Genomic DNA, 17,708 nt, shown 5'->3' on the forward strand with positions numbered 1-17,708 from the left:
AATAGTAAGACAAGCCATACTGAATCAATCGAGGAGGGAATTAAAATGGAACAAGTAAAAATTGTTGAAAATGGTGTTCAAGCGAAAAAGGAAATTGAACAATTCATGACACAAGGTTACACAAAAGAAGAAATTTATCTATTGGCACACGACAAGAACCGCTCTGAGGATTTAACAGATGCGCTTGATATTAGCGATATTGGTGTAGGAGAACAAGGAGTCTTTGATTCGATAGCTAACGTTTTCCGCACACGCGGTGATGAACTTCGTACGATGTTAGAGTCACTGGGACTATCAACAAATGAAGCTGAACACTACGAAGAAGAAATGGATCATGGCAAAGTCGTTGTGATCGCATCAAAGTCGGCCTAACCTTAAAAGATTGAGGATTGGATAGGAAGCAAAAGCAACCAGCTTTTGTTTCCTCTCGATTCTTTAAAAAATAAGGGCTTGCTACTAATAAAAAAATGAGGTGAAAGGATATGAAATTTTCTAAACAAAGCTTAGATGCATTATTAGGTGGTCAAAAAATTGCAAGGCATAAACCGAAGGAGGAACGCAGCTTAGAGCAATATTTTGAAAATCCCATTCTCCACAAGGAAATTCAAGGTGACAGGATCTACGTTCCATTGAATCTCGATAGGGTCTGGAATGGAATTTAGTCGTGCAGCCAATTAACAGCCTAAATACTTAAAAATGTGTTTAGGCAGCCAAAGCGGAGTGGCGATTGTCTATTTAACCGCCTTCATTTTTTAGAATTTTCCAAAATTAACCTATTAGTGAAACTTTTCGGACTTTCATTCGTCAGTGTGATAGAATAGTCATGGGTTAATAAAGGAGGACAGAATGATGGCGGATTTAGGGCAAATAGCTATGTTGAGCATCATATCCCATTTGGTGTTTATTGCGATTTCCTGGTGGGCACTGCAGTCCATTCGTTTAGATAAGCTGCTGCGGCCAAACCATGTTTTTCAGGCGCGATTACTTTACATATTATTAGCCATATTCATCGGGTCGTCTGTTAGTAATTTTTTCCTGGATTACCTCCACTGGTCACAACAATTGCCAATGGTCTTTAACTAAGAACGGGCGCTTACACTTTTTGATAAATTGGTAAAAATTTAGGTCTTCTTACATGTTCCCATTTATCGAATATTTGAGTACAATCGAGTTTATGTGGAAAGCTATGTTTGTCCCTTTCATTTGAAACTTATGTAAATATTCATTTTCTGGCGTTTTTTGTCCCATTTGGACGGTTTGTTGTTTTAAAAACTTGTCTAAAAGTGACGACATTTCCCAAGTATTGCTCTCTCACTACCTGGCAACAATGGTAGTAAGGGGGAGTAGAGAGATGAAAAAAAATGTAACGATGTTTTTATACATGATTTCGATTGTATGTTTGATCCTGGTGGTTATGGGGAACCGAGCAACTAAAGCTATAGATATTTTCCGCGCTGAGGCCGGCAAAGACCTTATCCAGATGGAAGATAGGGACGCCGTTGGTTCAACCTTTGTTACTGCGAAAAAGCAGGCAGACGGCAACTTGTCCATTTTTCCAAAAGGTGCTGATGATTTGGCGAAAATCGGTTCTGTTTTGGAAGCCGAACATATTTTGCTCGATGATTGGTCTTTTTATGCACGGGAGCATGTGACGGGCATGAAGAGTTTGCAGGAAGTGAAGGATTATGCGAAAAAGCTTCAGCAAAAGTTTCCTGATTGGGAATGGACTGTAACGAACACCAGCCAGAAATGGGAAGTGACAGCAGTATCTCCAACTTCTAAACACCACCAAGAAATGCTTCAAATGATGGCAACCCACACAAAACAACCTGTCAATGCGTATATAGTATATAGTGTGAAAGGGAAGGCGTGGAATAAGGCGTCAGAGTCCTTTTTCACTACTAAGAATTTCCAAAGTAGGCTATCCGACATATTTCGAGGAAAACCTACAGTTTTTTCTTGTATGAAAGGCGTTTACAGTGATAAGATTGATACGGCTTTAAATACAAGAGCCAGTAAGGTATTGTCAAGTTTTAATGCAAAAGAAATCGAAGCGTTAAAAGAGGAGACTTTCATGTCTGTTTCGGCGAGCTCGCCGATGTTTGCAGGCTCAATAGATGAAAAAAATAGCATGAATTTGCAAATTGGCATACGCTCCGAAGGATTGGGCGCGCAGACTACCATTGTAGTTGGAACCCCTATCATTACGATTGAATATTAATATAGAGAAAATGGACGCGGAGGGGAATACTCTTGGAAAAGATCATCGTCCGCGGCGGACAAAGGTTATATGGAACGGTTAAAGTTGAAGGTGCAAAGAATGCCGTTCTACCTGTTCTCGCTGCAACATTATTAGCAAGTGACGGAAAAAGTGTGATACGTGAAGTACCTACACTCTCCGATGTATACACAATTAATGAAGTTTTACGCAATCTAAATGCTGAAGTGGTATTTGAAAATAATACAGTTGTAGTTGACGCATCCAGAGTGTTAAAAGATGAGGCGCCGTTTGAGTACGTACGAAAAATGCGTGCGTCTGTGCTTGTTATGGGGTCACTGCTCGCTCGAAATGGCCGGGCACGTGTTGCTTTGCCAGGCGGCTGTGCAATTGGATCCCGTCCTATCGACCAGCATTTAAAGGGCTTTGAAGCCATGGGTGCACGTGTGAAGGTAGGAAATGGTTTTATTGAAGCGGAAGTAGACGGCCGCTTAAAAGGTGCAAAGATTTATTTGGATTTCCCAAGTGTTGGGGCAACGGAAAACATTATGATGGCTGCGTCCCTCGCGGTTGGGACCACGATCATCGAGAACGTTGCAAAAGAACCAGAGATCGTGGATTTGGCGAATTTCTTGAACAAAATGGGCGCTCGTGTGAAAGGTGCCGGCACTGGCACGTTACGAATTGAGGGCGTTGATGTATTATTTGGCGCAGATCATGCGATTATTCCTGACCGGATTGAAGCGGGTACTTTTATGGTAGCTGCAGCGATTACGGGCGGAGATGTATTGGTGCAAGGCGCTGTTCCGGAACATCTTTCTTCCTTGATAGCGAAAATGGAAGAGATGGGTGTGGAGATTCATGAGGAAGGCGATGGCGTTCGTGTCATTGGTCCTGAACGATTGAAGGCGGTTGACATCAAAACGATGCCGCATCCAGGTTTCCCAACGGATATGCAGTCACAAATGATGGCGTTATTGCTTCGTGCTGACGGTACTTCGATGATTACTGAAACGGTGTTTGAGAACCGGTTTATGCATGTTGAAGAGTTCCGCCGTATGAATGCAGATATTAAAATTGAAGGCCGTTCTGTTATTTTAAATGGTCCGTCGAATTTACAGGGCGCTGAAGTGTCAGCAACCGATCTTCGGGCAGCGGCTGCGTTGATTTTAACTGGTTTAGTGTCTGAAGGCGTGACACGCGTGACTGAGTTGAAACACTTAGACCGCGGCTATGTAAACTTCCACGGCAAGCTGGCTAGTTTAGGTGCTGACATCGAGCGTGTTAAAGAAGCAGATGAAATTTTCGTTGATGTTCCAAAATTCGTCTCCGATTTGAACGCATAATTCAATCGTGCTTTTGATGAGCAAAATCCCTTAGGGTGAAGTCGTCTGATATCAGACAGCTGCACATTAAGGGATTTTTTGTGTTGTGCGGGGGTTCGATTGAGCGTGATGGGGCACATGCGTGGTGTCAGGCGCCGTTTACAGCATTTAGGGAGTGTTATGGTTGTTATGGGTGTCAGGCACCATTTGGCAGCTTGGCACACTGTTTATAAGGATCGGTGAGTGGCCGGACAGTTTTCACGTTTTCACTATGTTTACTGTGCTTTCGGTGCCTGACACCATGAACAGTTTTAGAAAAAATCTGTAATAAATGCTTGTCCGCTTCCATATGTATGAATGGAGACACATCCCAGCTGTTGGGCTGGCTGTGAATTTTACAAACTGGAGGCACTATCATGAAAAAAATCAAACCACTCATCGTACTAGCATCACTCCTCATTGCCTTGACCTTAATAATTCCTGCAGTGCTTGTCTTACCTTTTTCGAATGGGCATCAATCGAGCGGGAAATTAGGAGAGGATTTAAGGAAGGCCTCGGCGAAAGAGACGAATGGAACCTCTACGATCGACTCAAATACGGCAGTAGACATTGCAGTGTTTCGCTCATCGAAGAAAATCATTGAAAAAGTCCCTTTTGAAGAATACCTTGTTGGGGTAGTGGCCGCGGAAATGCCTGCAGAATTTAAAGAGGAGGCCCTAAAGGCTCAGGCCTTAGCAGCTCGAACCTATATTATAAACAGATTAGTCAGTAAGGATACGATGGGCGTACCAAAGGGTGCTCAGGTTACGGACACCCAAATTCATCAGGTTTTCATGAATGATGCGGAAATGAGGCGTGACTGGGGGAAGGATTATAGCTGGAAAAGGGAAAAGGTCCTTGAGGCCGTCCGAGCGACGAGCGGCCAAATTTTAACCTTTGATGGAAAACCGATCGATGCGCTGTTCTTCTCCACAGGTAACGGCTATACTGAGAATTCCGAAGACTACTGGGCTGGGAATATCCCTTATTTACGAAGTGTGTCCAGTCCATGGGATAAAAAGTCCCCGAAATTTTCCAATCAAAAGGTGCTGACGGTTAAACAGTTTGAAGCAAAGCTGGGTGTTAAAATTGGCTCGAGTTCAACGATTGGAAAAATTGTCGAACGGACGACCGGAAAGCGTGTCGGAAAAGTGGATTTTAACGGTAAGGTGCTGACGGGTAGGGACATCCGAGAAAAACTCGACCTGAAATCGTCTGATTTTGCTTGGCAGCGAAAGGGTGACAATATCGTGATCACGACGAAAGGCTTCGGTCACGGTGTCGGTATGAGCCAGTATGGTGCGAACGGAATGGCGGAAGAGGGTTCCGATTATAAGGCGATTGTGAGGCACTATTATAAAGGTGTGGAAATCACATCGGCAGAGAATATGCTGGCGACGATAACTGCGAGGAAGTAGGAATTGGGATTGGTTGGGAAAGCCAGGCTGGTGTGCCTGGCTTTTTTTTAGTGTGTTATTTGGAGGTGTGGTTGATAAGAGGCGGGAATCGGTTGATATAGGTGGGGCCTCGGTTGATAAGACAAGGAAACCGGTTGATATCAGGGCGAAATTGGTTGATATCTGCCCCAAACTGGTTGATAGCGCGATTCCCCACTTAAAAAAGGCCATTTTAACTGGGTCTCAGCCTCCAAATGGAACTTTTCTAAGATATATGGATAAAAAACAATAAGCTTGGCCAGGCTGGAGCCTGGCTTTTTAGCATAAAAATGACAGGAAAAGGGGACTGGTTGATATTTGATCTAGACCGGTTGATATCTAGGCGGACCGGTTGAAAGGTGCCGGAAATCGGTTGATATCCCAGCGAAATCGGTTGATACACGCCCCAAACCGGTTGATACCTCCATACCCCCTCCCAAAAAAGGTAATTTAAAATGGATCTGAGCCAGGGAATTCCACCTAAAATGGAGCACTTCTTTATACATGGAGAAAAACAATGACCTTGGTGAGGCTGAAGCTTGGCTTTTAACTAAAAAATGGGGGCTGGTTGATAAGAGGCTGAAATCGGTTGATATCCCGGCGCCCTTGGTTGATAGGTCATGGAACTTGGTTGATATCCCACCGAAACTGGTTGATAATCAGCGAACCCTAGTTGATATTCCCACCCAACCCGGTTTATGGCTCCACTCCCCACGCTACCTCAATCGAATATTCATAAATCAGACAAAGTTTACATTCAATACTTGCAGGAAATCAGCTAGGAGAAGAGAAATTTTTAAAAAACAGAAAGGACTGATGCCATTGATCGCAAAGGAATGCACACTACCATTGAGAATCCAGAAGTACGAAGCGCTTGAACCGAGAATCCCCGCTAATCATCCCATCCGCGAAACCCTATTAACCGAATATAAAAATTGGATGGCTGGTTACAAAGGTGAAAAATCCCTCGACTTCCACCTAAGCATGCTCCCAGACGAGAAATATCTAATCTTCCATAACATTCGCCTTCCATTGGGAAAATACTTTTTCCAAATAGACATTTTAATCCTTTGTGCTGCATTTGCGCTTGTTCTCGAGGTGAAAAATCGGATTGGAGAGTACCATTTCGAAAAACATCTTAATCAAACCATTCTAAAATGGAATGGAAAAGAGGACAGAATTATGAATCCCGTCCTCCAAGCCAGGCTGCAGGCGCTGAAACTGAATAATTGGCTAAAGAAGCATAATTATCCTGAATACCCAATCCATTATCTATTTGTCAATAGTAATGAAAAAGCTAGGATTAAAATTGAACAGGGCAACGAGCAAATCCTTCGTAATATATGTAATAGCGAGGGGTTAATGGGAAAAATTTCGCAAACGGCCGCCTATAATAAGCTAGAGAGACTAGGTCCAAAAGATTTGCGCAAATTAAAACGCCTTCTATTGACCTGCCACACGCCTGAAAATTTCGATATCCTCGAACACTTCCACCTTTCGAAAAATGATATTCACCCTGGAGTTCAATGTCCACAATGCCAACACTTACCTATGGAATATAGTTTCGGCACCTGGATTTGTCCCAATTGTAACGGCAAATCAAAAACGGCCCATCTGAAGGCCATTAATGACTATTTTCTTTTAATCAAACCTTCAATCACTAATGCAGAGCTAAGACGATTTTTACAGATTGACTCAGCTAGAAGTGCAAATAATATGCTGCGGAAGCTGGGCTGCACGTCTTCAGGCACGAACAGAGGCAGAATTTATTATCCGGCGTGGAAGTAAAAAACCACCGCAAAAAATTTGCAGTGGCTCCATAACCTTTACCTACATCCCCCGTACATGCTCCAGCCAACCTGCCAGTCGCACAAACTTCCCTTTAAACAACGCCCCGCGTACAAAGTAGAAACAGACACTAATCCCAATGAAGTCCTTCACAAGGTCAAACCAGGACGCTGAGCGGTAGGAATAGAAGGATTGGTGGATTTCATCACTGACGCCGTAGAGGGCCGCAAACACAGCACAAGCGACGTTTAACGAAGAACCAAAGTTTCCGCGCCGCGTTAGGAACGCCAACACTAGTAAAACATACAAAATCGCGAACTCTATTAAATGCAAAGATTCTTTCATATAGTGATCAATAGCCGAATTGGGCAGCTCGACAAATTGGTTGGATGGCAGGCTCGACATAATAAACACTGCGGCCATATAAAGAAGGGGCAGCATACGGAGCACCCATTTACCGATTTTCATATAAGGATCCTCCAATACAAAAAAATTTTTTCTACCTTCATGCATAAAATTATTCCCACTGTCGAAAAATAACTTTTTAAAAAAATTTTTTGACTTGTGTATATAATTCTACTGATCTGTTCAGAATGATTGCTGAGGTGATGAAAATGAGAGAGGAAGAAAACAAACGATCTTCTCAAGGTTCCAGCGTAAAACGCTTTTTCAAAAAGCGTTGGGTATTTCCAGCCATTTATATTGCAAGTGCAGCAATCATTTTAACGGGAGTTCTTTGGTACCAATCAAGCAGCAGCAATACAGATAAGTTCGATTATAAAGCTACTGATCTTTCTGGTAAAAAGAACCAAGCACCCGCAGTTGAAGTTAATAAAGCAATGGAAAACTTCAAAATGCCAGTGGCCAAAGCTGACGCAGCAATCGTCAAAACAAAATTCTATGATTTCCAAGGCAAAGCAGAAGACCAGGAAGCCGCACTCGTATTTTACAATAATACGTATGTGCCAAATACTGGAATTGATATCACCACTAAAAACGGCGAAAGCTTTGATGTAACAGCATCACTAAGCGGAACCGTCACACGTGTGGAAGAAGATGCAACCCTCGGCAATGTCATTGAAATCGAACACGACAAAGGTATTGTAACACAATATCAATCCGTTAAAGACATAAAGGTCAAGGTTGGCGAAGAAGTAAAACAGGGACAAGTTGTTGCCAAGGCTGGACAAAGCTTGTTCAATGAAAAAGCTGGAACACATGTGCATTTTGAAATTCGCAAAGACGGTGTAGCTGTAAACCCAACGAACTATTTTGAAAAATCGTTGAATACGTTACAGGAAGACACACTTTCCGATGATAGCAAAGAATCGTCCACTCCGGAAATGAAGGAAAATCAACAAAAAATTGATGATCCTGCATCCGATACAAACGACGAATCAACCAATTCTACAGATAAAGCAAATTCTTAATATGGGTACAAACAAAGGGGAAGGGGAAAAACACTTTCCTCTTTTTTTGTTTTGTTTTTAGAAAAGGGTCTTTGGGCAAAAAAAAAGCCCGGCACAAGGCCGGACTATAGTAAAAGGGGGTTTAATAAGTGTGAATATGTACATATCATACCCCCCACATATGAACAAACTATGACTAAACAATGTAAAAACTATTAAAAAAAGAAAAAGGGTGTCAGGCACCAATTTTACTACCCAAAAAGTGGAAATGGTGCCTGACACCCGCTTTGATATGGTAGAATGAAGGGTAAAAGGAGGGGATTATGTGAAGAGAATGATTGGGGTGGTACTTTTGCTTGTGTTGGGAGTCCTTATGGCGGGGTGCAGCAAGGAACCCACGCCTCAGGAGCGATTCTCGCAATACATAGATTTATGGAACAAGCAAAAGTTTGAGAAGATGTATGATTACCTTTCAAATGATGCCAAACAAAACATCACCAAAGAAGAGTTTACTAACCGCTATCAAAAAATCTACGAAGACCTTCAGATTAAAGACCTCAAGATTGACTTCAAACAACCAAAAGATGATAAGCAGAATGATCAGAAACAAGTTCAATATTCTTTTACCGCAAATATGAACAGCATCGCTGGGTCGATTCAATTCACCCATAAAGCTTCATTACAAGAGGAAAAAAGAGACGATAAGAAGAACTGGTATGTAGACTGGAATACGGAGTATATTTTTCCGGAATTAAAGGAAGGCGACACGATTGGCGTAAGCACGGTGGCGCCGAAACGGGGCGAGATTGTCGACCGTAATGGGACCGGGCTGGCAGTGAACGGCCAGGTATACGAGGTTGGCGTGACGGCCGGGAAGGCAGACGATGTGATTATCGGCCAGTTGGCGCCGCTGTTGAAGATGACACCGGATCAGATCAAGAAGGCGCTTGGCGCGAGCTGGGTGAAGCCGGGGCTGTTTGTGCCGCTGAAGAAGGTGTCAATGGATGACCAGGAGCGGATTGCGCAGCTGGTGGCGCTTGAGCCGGTGCAGACGCGCAAAGTCGAAGCACGGGTGTATCCAAATGGTCAGGCCGCGGCTCAGCTGATCGGCTATGTGGGTCCGATTACAGCCGATGAACTGGAAAAGCGAAAGGACAAGGGCTATACGAGCAGTGACGTGATTGGCAAGCGAGGCTTGGAGCAGGTACTGGATGAGCAGCTGAAGGGCACAAGCGGCGTTAAGATTGTCATTAAAAAGAAGGCTGAGGGTACTGCGGATGTCGTGCTCGCAGAAAAGCCGGTGGTAGATGGGAAGACTGTTAAGTTGACAATTGATGCTGATTTGCAGACTTCGGTGTTTACAGAGATGGCTGGGGAGACAGGGACAGCGGCGGCCATGAATCCTGTGACTGGGGAGACGCTGGCGCTTGTCAGCAGTCCGTCGTTCGATCCGAATCAGGCCATGCTTGGCTTCTCTGCTGATGAGTGGAAAGCACTTCAGGAGGATAAGCGCCAGCCGTTGACAACGCGATTTAAACAGGCCTATGCGCCAGGCTCAGTGATGAAGCCGCTGACGGCAGCGGTGGGGTTATCGAGTGGAGCGATTGTACCCGGTGAGGCCGTGCCAATCCTCGGTAAAAAGTGGCAAAAGGATAAATCGTGGGGCGGGTACTTTGTGACACGGGTTCACGCTGGAACAGAACCAGTTAATTTGGAAAGGGCATTGGTGTTCTCGGATAATATTTATTTCGCACAGGCTGTGTTGAAAATGGGGAAAGGGACGTTTGTAGAGGGGCTGAAAAAGTTTGGTTTTGAAGAGGAGATTGCTTACCCATACCCACTGGAGAAATCGGTAACGGGAACGCTTAGCAATGATATAGCGCTCGCGGACTCAGGGTACGGACAGGGGGAGGTGCAGATGAGTATCGTTCATTTGCTAAGTACTTATACGCCGTTTGTGAATGGCGGCAATATGATTAAGCCGATATTATTGGCCGACGAGCAGCAGGGCCAGATGTGGAAAAATGCAGTCATTTCCGCTGAACAGGCTGGGGTGATCGCGGCGGATTTACGGAAGGTTGTCAGTGACGCAGGCGGAACTGCCCACGCTGTGGAAATGGCGGATTATCCGTTGGCGGGAAAAACAGGTACAGCTGAGATCAAGCAAAAGCAAGGCGAGACGGGAACAGAAAACGGCTGGTTCATCGGCTATAATTCGCAAACGCCGAGTGTAATGGTGGCGATGATGGTGGAAGATGTCCAAGGCCGGGGCGGCTCCCTAATCCCTGTTAAGCTAGTCAAGAACGTGTTTATAAAAATAAAATAATCTGTGGGTCAGTAGTGGGTGCCAGCTATACAAGTTGGCACCTAGTTTATTGTGGGGGGGATGTGTGATACGGTGTCATCGACAGCGAGTGTGGCTTCCATTGATATCTCTCCAAATCAATTATCCCATGTAAGCCCACTTTAACCCCTTCAGCTTCAAGTGACATCCACTGCTCGTTGTAGTATTCATCGTCCTGCAAGGCGATTTGGCCTTTTGCGTTGATGACACGGTGCCAGGGAAGCCTGTATTTCCGACTCATAGAATGGAGGATGCGGACGACCTGCCGTGCAGCACGGGGGCTGCCAGCGAGCCCTGCAATCTGTCCGTAGGTCATCACCCTGCCCTCGGGGATACTTTGGATAATTTCAATTACATTTTCGGTAAATGGTGTCACGAGTAGGTTCCTTTCAAATTGCAAATCGATAAACGCTGCAAATATAGTAGTAAGATTCACGATATGAACATTATATATTATTTTACCAACTAACATGAGGAGAATCCGCCAGATAAAAATAGGTTAAACCTTTCTTGGTAATCAGATTAAGCGTTCTTATAAGAGAGTATATTTCCAATCCAACAGTTGCATAAAATTCAACCGTGATTGTCCCGAGGCAAGAAACTTAGCGATTTCGATTTAAAATAATTAGCAAAGGGATCGAGATTTGCAGTCTAAAAAGTGCTAAATACCACCTTGGAATAACATTTAACAGAAAAAATCGACCGACAAATTTCTCGGGAAATATTGATGCTCAATCGTTATTTCCACATAAAGACCTAGAGCCGCATGGGTTTATCGGAATGTCGAAAAAAGCAAAATTGTCCAATTTTCAAAAAACATATTTATCACCTTGTCCCTTTTGACTATTTTGTGCATAAACCCGTATCCAAGCTAATAAAATGGTTACAAACCTTTACAAAGAGAGTGTTTGAGGTGAAGAGTCGTTTGAAGTTAGCGGGTATTCAGTTGGAGACATGATTATTCATCGTATTGTCAGAAGGTAACAACTTTCTGCCGTGTGGGGCCGCGCATCCCTTTAGGGTAATGTCCACCTAACGTGGACACTGTCTTTTTGTGGTGCCTGACACCAAAAAGTGACACCAAAAGTAACCAATAAAAACACACACGGAAGCAGAATTGGTCGAAGTGATAAGCGGGTCTCATTTCACACTTCTCACATCCAATTTAGGGAGGGCGAGAGTGTGCACGATTACATCAAAGAGAGAACTATCAAGATTGGAAAGTATATCGTGGAGACGAGGAAAACGGTTCGCGTGATTGCGAAGGAGTTTGGCGTATCCAAAAGTACAGTCCATAAGGATTTGACAGAGAGGCTTCCTGAAATTAATCCAGAGTTGGCCAATGAAGTGAAGGAAATTCTAGATTATCATAAATCGATCCGGCACCTAAGGGGTGGAGAGGCCACAAAAATGAAATATCAGAAAGAGGAAAAGGAAGGCGAGGTTGTGAAATAAGCAGCACCCTCTCCTTCCAGATTTTTCGATTTGAAAGAAAGACATTCTCTTGGAATCCTCAAATCCGACAAATTTCCACAAAAGTCTACGTATTCACATTAAAATGTTATGGAAATTTTATAGGATATGATAAAATAATCAATTAGGAATAGATTGAGGGATTTTGTTTCCAAGGAGGAAAGAAAAGAGAATGTTTGCAAGGGATATTGGGATTGATTTAGGAACGGCCAACGTGCTGATTCACGTAAAAGGCCGTGGAATTGTGTTGAATGAACCTTCCGTCGTGGCGATTGATAAAAATACAAACCGAGTGTTAGCAGTTGGTGAAGAAGCCCGCCGCATGGTCGGCCGTACACCAGGAAACATTGTGGCGATCCGTCCGTTAAAAGATGGCGTTATTGCTGATTTTGATGTAACCGAAGCTATGTTAAAGCATTTTATTAATAAATTAAACGTCAAAGGCTTCTTATCAAAGCCGCGTATCTTGATCTGCTGTCCAACCAACATCACAAGTGTGGAGCAAAAGGCAATCAAAGAAGCTGCTGAGAAAAGTGGCGGTAAGAAGATTTACTTGGAAGAGGAGCCTAAGGTAGCCGCAATTGGCGCTGGAATGGACATCTTCCAACCTAGCGGAAACATGGTAGTGGATATCGGGGGAGGAACGACTGATGTTGCAGTGCTTTCAATGGGCGATATCGTGACTTCTTCCTCTATCAAGATGGCGGGCGATAAGTTCGACATGGAGATCCTTAACTACATCAAGCGTGAATACAAGTTATTGATTGGTGAGCGCACCGCTGAAAATATTAAAATCAACATCGGTACCGTATTCCCAGGTTCTCGTTCAGAGGAAATGGAAATTCGCGGCCGTGACATGGTGAGCGGGTTACCGCGCACGATTACAGTCCGTTCGGAAGAAGTTGAAGGAGCGTTACGTGAATCAATTGCCGTTATTGTCCAAGCTGCAAAAAGTGTTCTTGAACGTACACCTCCAGAGCTTTCTGCAGACATCATTGACCGCGGCGTCATTTTAACCGGTGGCGGAGCCTTACTGCACGGCATTGACATGCTGCTTGCCGATGAGCTTAAAGTGCCCGTATTGGTTGCAGAAAACCCTATGGATTGTGTGGCAATTGGCACAGGCATCATGCTTGATAACATCGACAAAATTCCAAACCGTCGTTTAGGGTAATAGTCATTGTTTCAAAATTCACCCGATCCCATGGACATTTTTGTGGTAGGACATCTTACCACAATATAAGAGTTTATATAAAAAAGTCTAATGAAGCAGGCTGGACAAGCCTCGATCATTGGGCTTTTTTAATTTTTGTTAAAATAAAAAACCGCAAACTACGAGTAATTTTTACAAAGATTGACTTTTTTCTGTAAAAAATTAATGTGCAATTACGAATAATTTTTTATAATAGAGATAATGAACTTTAAAACAATGCAATTTTTATAAAATAAATCGGTTATAATAGGTATTAACTCGCCGAATCCGCAGAATGAACGGAATTGGGTTAAAGGGGAATTATGAATGACAGTGAACAATCTAAATCAAGAACAGCCAAGGACAAGAGAAGAATATAAAAAGGCTAAAACCGAAGCGCAGCAAAAAATAAAAGACGGCAAGAAAAAGGTACAGGCGGAAAAGACGGATGCACCCACAGCACCACAGTCAAGTAAGCGGATTCGGATTCGCTTGATTCCGATTTGGCTGCGTCTTGTGATTTTGGTTGTCCTTGTTGTCATTTGTGCGGTGTCCGGTGCTGCCGTTGGATACGGTATGCTTGGCGGCGGAAATGTGGCAGAGGTTTTCAAAGAGTCAACGTGGACACATATCATGGATTTAGTGAATAAGAAATAGCCGGGAAGGAGCGATGGCCCTTCCCTTTTGTATAGGATTAATAGTAGAATAGAAAATAAACATCTGTTTCTAGTAGGAGGTACTAAAGACATGCTTGATATTGATCAAATAAAAGAAATTATCCCTCATCGCTATCCATTTTTATTGGTAGACCGTATTTTGGAAGTAGAAGAAGGAAAAAGAGCGATTGGCCTAAAAAATGTTTCCGCTAACGAGGAATTTTTTAACGGCCATTTTCCGGATTATCCCGTCATGCCTGGCGTTTTAATTGTGGAAGCACTTGCGCAGGTTGGCGCAGTTGCCATGTTAAAAAAAGAAGAAAACCGCGGCCGCTTAGCCTTTTTTGCAGGAATTGACAATTGCCGTTTTAAAAAGCAAGTGAAGCCTGGCGACCAGCTTCGACTTGAGGTTGAAATCATTCGCTTGCGCGGGCCAATTGGCAAGGGTAAAGCGGTGGCAACGGTGGACGGCGAGATTGCGTGCGAAGCGGAAATCACTTTTGCTTTAGGGGAGAAAAAGGAATAATCAGAAAGCTGGGAGTGATCCCAGTTTTTTTTTATAAAAAAATTGGATAAAAGTTCTTGTAAACATTTTTTTGATAAGGGGAACGATAACCTTGAATCAATTAAATGATGAAAGGGGCTTTTTATAATGAATCGAAAGCTATTTATGTTACTATCTGGTTCCATTCTTTCAGCAGCCATGCTCGTGGGCTGTAACAATAATGATAATCAAAATCCGCCACCGCCAACGAACAATAATCTCAACAATCCAGCGGATAATAATCTAAATGACAATATCAATGATAACAATCGTGTAAACGATAATAATCTAAATGACAATATCAATGATAACAATCGTGTAAACGATAATAATGTAATTGACAATAATCATTATCCAGAGTCGGAGGACAAAAATACCGATACCGACAAGGACCCGTCTAAAGACAACAATACACCTCAGGAAGACATCATCGAGGATGATATTGATAGAAACGACAAAGATAAGAAGGACGAATAAAAAAAGGGACAGCTAGTCTGTCCCGTTTCTAATCAAGAAAACCCGCCATTTACAAAAAGAGCGATAACGGCGGCAAAGACAATAATGAGCACGATAACAACCAATATTGCTAAAATGGTAATAATCCAGCCGGCTACTTTACGATCGGTTTTAATAAAATAAATTCCTAAGGCAATCGGTCCAAAAATAAACCCTAAAATGGCCCACAGCCAGCGGCTTTTGTTGTGCTTAGGTGCGTCCACATACAAATAAATGGCAAAAATTAAACTAATTATAAGTCCTAATGATCCTTCCAACAAACTTCCTCCTTTCGACTAATAATTCTAGTATCTCTAGGAATTCCCAAAAAATCAACAAAATTGTAAAAATTTCTTCTATTTGTATTAGAAAAGCGAAGCTCACTAGCCAATGGGGCCTGGAGCTGGACATTTCTCAAAGTCAAAAATTCTTAAATAAAAAACCAGCCCACGGACTGGTTTTGAAAAGATAATCATTAATGATGTTTTACTTTAATCTTTGGTTTGCTTTGCATTTTATCTTTGAATTCAGTCAGTAGCTCCGTGCCTTCTAACCCTTTTTGCATCAAATTTTCGAGCAATAGCTCGGAGTAGTCGCTTTTATTGCGCCGCATTTGACCTTGGAACAAGACGCTGATATGGTTTTCAAATTTAATCAACGAGCAAATTTTTGTTTGAAAATAGGCAGGGGCATTGTCTTTCTTCGTAATAACCGCTTCCACAATAATGTCGCGATCTTGCTCAGAAATTTTTTTAAAATAATCATAGAGGGACAGGTCTGTATAAGCCTCAAGCAGCCAGGTGGAATGTTCGTCTTCCTTGTTCAGTATTAAGCCATCCACTAACGGAACTTCAACGGAAGTGTCATTATCCACCACATCCAATGAGTATAACTTAAAAGATTTCATGGTAACCTCCTGTTTATTTTTACTAAATTATAACATACGTGGAGAAGAAGGAAATGTCGAAAAAAATTGTCGATATTCAGATAAACTGTTTTTGGAGCCAATAACTGCTCATTTTTGACAAAAAAGGTGGTCAAAATTAAATTTTGAAGCAAAATTCGCCTTGATAATTGTTTTTTCACCATTTTACAACGATTGGGACCCGGTCTATGATTAAGCCATCAAATAATGAAGGAGATGAGAATATGATTAATCAGGTCACGCTTGTGGGTCGATTGACCCGGGATCCGGAATTAAAAATGACGACAGAGGGGACTCCTGTTGCACACATAACACTGGCGGTTAACCGCAATTATCGCAATCATAATGGAGAGATTGAAACGGATTTTGTGCAGTGCACACTATGGCGAAAAGCTGCAGAAAATACCTGTCAATATTGTAAAAAGGGGGCAGTGGTCGGGATTACAGGCAGGCTGCAGACCCGAAATTACGACAATAAAGAGGGAAAAAGGGTTTATGTTACCGAGGTAATTGCTGAAACGATCCGCTTTCTCAGTGCCAAGCCGAATACCATTTTACCTCAGGAAAAGAAGGAAGAAACCCAGGTGTTACCAGAGGCAAAGAGGGAGGAAACGACGATTGGGGTATCGTGAAGCAGATCTCAACAACTTAGAAATGTTACTTGAAAGTTTAATTAAGATGGTTGGAAAAGCTAATAAAAATGTAGACAGCCTGCAAAAGCGGGTCGGCCAATTAGAATGGCTAATAAGAGAGCAGCAGCTAGAAAGCAAGGACCAAGGCCCCATCCCAAACTACTCCAGACACCCACAAGAAACTTCAGCTAAATTTCCCTTACACCTTTGAATACCGCTTTTTCCGAAAAAATACGCCTCAGACCAGCATCAGGAGTGCTTATCAAGAGCAGGCGCGATGTACTTGAAAGGTCACCCCCCGCAACGGGTTTTAGTTCGTAAAGAAAATCAAATACATCCCCGAAGCATCCTCATTCTCCCGGCATCTATCTAATAGGTGCCGATTTTTTTGTGTGAATTTAAAGCTGAAGGTTAAATTTCTGGGTTTAATAATGGGGGATTCGGGTACACTAATAGAAAACCCCCTGATTTTTTATTTAAAAGGCCGCTGAACTTAGATCAGCGGCTTCTTTTTTGGTTTCAAAACTTAATAATAAAGTCAAATTTTTCAAAAAATAGACACAAGTTCTCTATCCAAATGCAGGAAAAACCAAATTATTGTCGAATAATTATGGCGGATACGTGTGAATTTGGAGGAATTGTGTTGAATAAAAAAATGACGTTACACTTTATTGGTAAACTCGTGGACAACCAAAAGATCCATCCAATCAGCAAGCCAAGTTTCTATGATGCTATTCAACTATTATCTCAGTCACCCCAGCTTAAGCAATCTCCTTACCTGTCGATCCCGTTTAAAAGCGACACACCTACTTTCTGTTACAGTCATTTCAACATCGAACTAAACCATCACCTCCGATTATTACGGATGATAGAGGAGGATATTCTTCTTACGGAAGAAGTAGTCTTCGATATTTTCGCCCACTTTTTTGTCAAAGAGGGTAACCGGGTCACCTACTTGGATCTCCCTGCGTACCGTAATATACCGCCAAATAAAAGAAAAAAGATGCGTGCATTTGAAAAAGAAAAAAAACTCGGAGACAAGCAGCGGCCAACGAGCGATAACTGATGGAATAATAAGGTGGTATCACCAAAAGTAAATAATTATACCCAAATATTTACACTGTTATGCCACAGAATTGACACTTTCTCACGAAATAAGACAAATTGTGATACACTTTTAATATTTTTGTAACATAGCTGGTACATTAGTCTGTTATAAATATAGTATTAAG

General features: G+C 42.6%; 21 protein-coding genes. 17 read left to right on the forward strand and 4 right to left on the reverse strand.

All coding sequences use genetic code 11. From position 1 onward, the window contains the following. Positions 1-45 precede the first annotated feature (45 nt). The 7 genes from AC3ANL_RS01145 (at position 46) to AC3ANL_RS01175 (ending at position 6,806) form a co-directional block, all read left to right on the forward strand. Complete coding sequence (locus AC3ANL_RS01145) at positions 46-372, forward strand: YflT domain-containing protein (RefSeq protein ID WP_488327462.1); 327 nt, start codon at positions 46-48, stop codon at positions 370-372. A gap of 110 nt (positions 373-482) precedes the next feature. Continuing rightward, positions 483-662, forward strand: a complete 180-nt coding sequence (locus tag AC3ANL_RS01150) for a hypothetical protein (RefSeq protein ID WP_488327463.1) — start codon at positions 483-485, stop codon at positions 660-662. A 184-nt stretch (positions 663-846) separates the two neighbouring features. After that, positions 847-1,083, forward strand: coding sequence for a DUF1146 family protein (locus AC3ANL_RS01155; protein WP_488327464.1), 237 nt, complete (start codon positions 847-849; stop codon positions 1,081-1,083). 268 nt (positions 1,084-1,351) lie between these two features. Beyond that, on the forward strand, positions 1,352-2,221 hold the full coding sequence (locus AC3ANL_RS01160) for a YwmB family TATA-box binding protein (protein ID WP_488327465.1): 870 nt from the start codon (positions 1,352-1,354) through the stop codon (positions 2,219-2,221). 32 nt (positions 2,222-2,253) lie between these two features. Then, positions 2,254-3,564 carry a UDP-N-acetylglucosamine 1-carboxyvinyltransferase gene (gene murA / locus AC3ANL_RS01165; RefSeq protein ID WP_488327466.1) on the forward strand — a complete coding sequence of 437 codons (1,311 nt, stop codon included), beginning with the start codon at positions 2,254-2,256 and terminating at the stop codon, positions 3,562-3,564. A 395-nt stretch (positions 3,565-3,959) separates the two neighbouring features. Continuing rightward, positions 3,960-5,000: a stage II sporulation protein D gene (gene spoIID, locus AC3ANL_RS01170; RefSeq protein WP_488327467.1), complete on the forward strand. Its 1,041-nt coding sequence runs from the start codon at positions 3,960-3,962 to the stop codon at positions 4,998-5,000. A gap of 522 nt (positions 5,001-5,522) precedes the next feature. Then, a complete protein-coding gene (locus AC3ANL_RS01175; RefSeq protein ID WP_488327468.1) occupies positions 5,523-6,806 on the forward strand; it encodes a nuclease-related domain-containing protein in 1,284 nt (427 codons plus the stop codon). 42 nt (positions 6,807-6,848) lie between these two features. Here AC3ANL_RS01175 and AC3ANL_RS01180 read toward each other — a convergent pair whose 3' ends face one another. Beyond that, positions 6,849-7,319, reverse strand: a complete 471-nt coding sequence (locus AC3ANL_RS01180; RefSeq protein ID WP_488327469.1) for a VanZ family protein — start codon at positions 7,317-7,319, stop codon at positions 6,849-6,851. A gap of 101 nt (positions 7,320-7,420) precedes the next feature. On the opposite strand from AC3ANL_RS01180, the gene spoIIQ reads away from it, so the two are divergent. After that, positions 7,421-8,236, forward strand: coding sequence for a stage II sporulation protein SpoIIQ (gene spoIIQ, locus AC3ANL_RS01185; protein ID WP_488327470.1), 816 nt, complete (start codon positions 7,421-7,423; stop codon positions 8,234-8,236). 313 nt (positions 8,237-8,549) lie between these two features. Continuing rightward, positions 8,550-10,541, forward strand: coding sequence for a penicillin-binding transpeptidase domain-containing protein (locus AC3ANL_RS01190; RefSeq protein ID WP_488329638.1), 1,992 nt, complete (start codon positions 8,550-8,552; stop codon positions 10,539-10,541). A gap of 46 nt (positions 10,542-10,587) precedes the next feature. Here the strand turns inward: AC3ANL_RS01190 and AC3ANL_RS01195 are convergent, their stop codons facing one another. Beyond that, a complete protein-coding gene (locus AC3ANL_RS01195) occupies positions 10,588-10,935 on the reverse strand; it encodes an MGMT family protein (protein ID WP_488329639.1) in 348 nt (115 codons plus the stop codon). Between the two features lie 806 nt (positions 10,936-11,741). Here AC3ANL_RS01195 and spoIIID point away from each other — a divergent pair. From spoIIID to AC3ANL_RS01220, 5 genes are all read left to right on the forward strand, one after another. Next, positions 11,742-12,014 (forward strand): sporulation transcriptional regulator SpoIIID, encoded by a 273-nt coding sequence (gene spoIIID, locus AC3ANL_RS01200; protein ID WP_075686609.1) that lies wholly within the window; start codon positions 11,742-11,744, stop codon positions 12,012-12,014. 190 nt (positions 12,015-12,204) lie between these two features. Next, positions 12,205-13,206 (forward strand): rod shape-determining protein MreB, encoded by a 1,002-nt coding sequence (gene mreB, locus AC3ANL_RS01205; RefSeq protein WP_488327471.1) that lies wholly within the window; start codon positions 12,205-12,207, stop codon positions 13,204-13,206. Between the two features lie 345 nt (positions 13,207-13,551). After that, entirely contained in the window at positions 13,552-13,881 is a 330-nt protein-coding gene (locus AC3ANL_RS01210; protein WP_488327472.1) for a DNA-directed RNA polymerase subunit beta, read from the forward strand. A 90-nt stretch (positions 13,882-13,971) separates the two neighbouring features. Beyond that, entirely contained in the window at positions 13,972-14,406 is a 435-nt protein-coding gene (fabZ, locus tag AC3ANL_RS01215; protein ID WP_488327473.1) for a 3-hydroxyacyl-ACP dehydratase FabZ, read from the forward strand. A 126-nt stretch (positions 14,407-14,532) separates the two neighbouring features. Continuing rightward, on the forward strand, positions 14,533-14,901 hold the full coding sequence (locus tag AC3ANL_RS01220; RefSeq protein ID WP_488327474.1) for a hypothetical protein: 369 nt from the start codon (positions 14,533-14,535) through the stop codon (positions 14,899-14,901). Positions 14,902-14,933: 32 nt separating this feature from the next. Here the strand turns inward: AC3ANL_RS01220 and AC3ANL_RS01225 are convergent, their stop codons facing one another. Together AC3ANL_RS01225 and AC3ANL_RS01230 are read right to left on the reverse strand one after the other, a co-directional pair. Continuing rightward, on the reverse strand, positions 14,934-15,197 hold the full coding sequence (locus AC3ANL_RS01225; RefSeq protein ID WP_488327475.1) for a hypothetical protein: 264 nt from the start codon (positions 15,195-15,197) through the stop codon (positions 14,934-14,936). Between the two features lie 197 nt (positions 15,198-15,394). Next, on the reverse strand, positions 15,395-15,826 hold the full coding sequence (locus tag AC3ANL_RS01230) for a YwpF-like family protein (protein WP_488327476.1): 432 nt from the start codon (positions 15,824-15,826) through the stop codon (positions 15,395-15,397). Between the two features lie 242 nt (positions 15,827-16,068). On the opposite strand from AC3ANL_RS01230, the gene ssb reads away from it, so the two are divergent. The 3 genes from ssb to AC3ANL_RS01245 all read left to right on the forward strand — a co-directional run bounded on the left by ssb (position 16,069) and on the right by AC3ANL_RS01245 (position 17,542). Then, positions 16,069-16,476 (forward strand): single-stranded DNA-binding protein, encoded by a 408-nt coding sequence (gene ssb, locus AC3ANL_RS01235; protein ID WP_488327477.1) that lies wholly within the window; start codon positions 16,069-16,071, stop codon positions 16,474-16,476. Continuing rightward, entirely contained in the window at positions 16,463-16,687 is a 225-nt protein-coding gene (locus AC3ANL_RS01240) for a hypothetical protein (protein WP_488327478.1), read from the forward strand. Before ssb ends, AC3ANL_RS01240 begins: the two co-directional genes overlap by 14 nt. A 432-nt stretch (positions 16,688-17,119) precedes the next feature. Further along, on the forward strand, positions 17,120-17,542 hold the full coding sequence (locus AC3ANL_RS01245) for a hypothetical protein (RefSeq protein WP_488327479.1): 423 nt from the start codon (positions 17,120-17,122) through the stop codon (positions 17,540-17,542). Positions 17,543-17,708: the final 166 nt, after the last annotated feature.

It is taken from the genome of Neobacillus sp. DHD-1R (assembly GCF_057747995.1).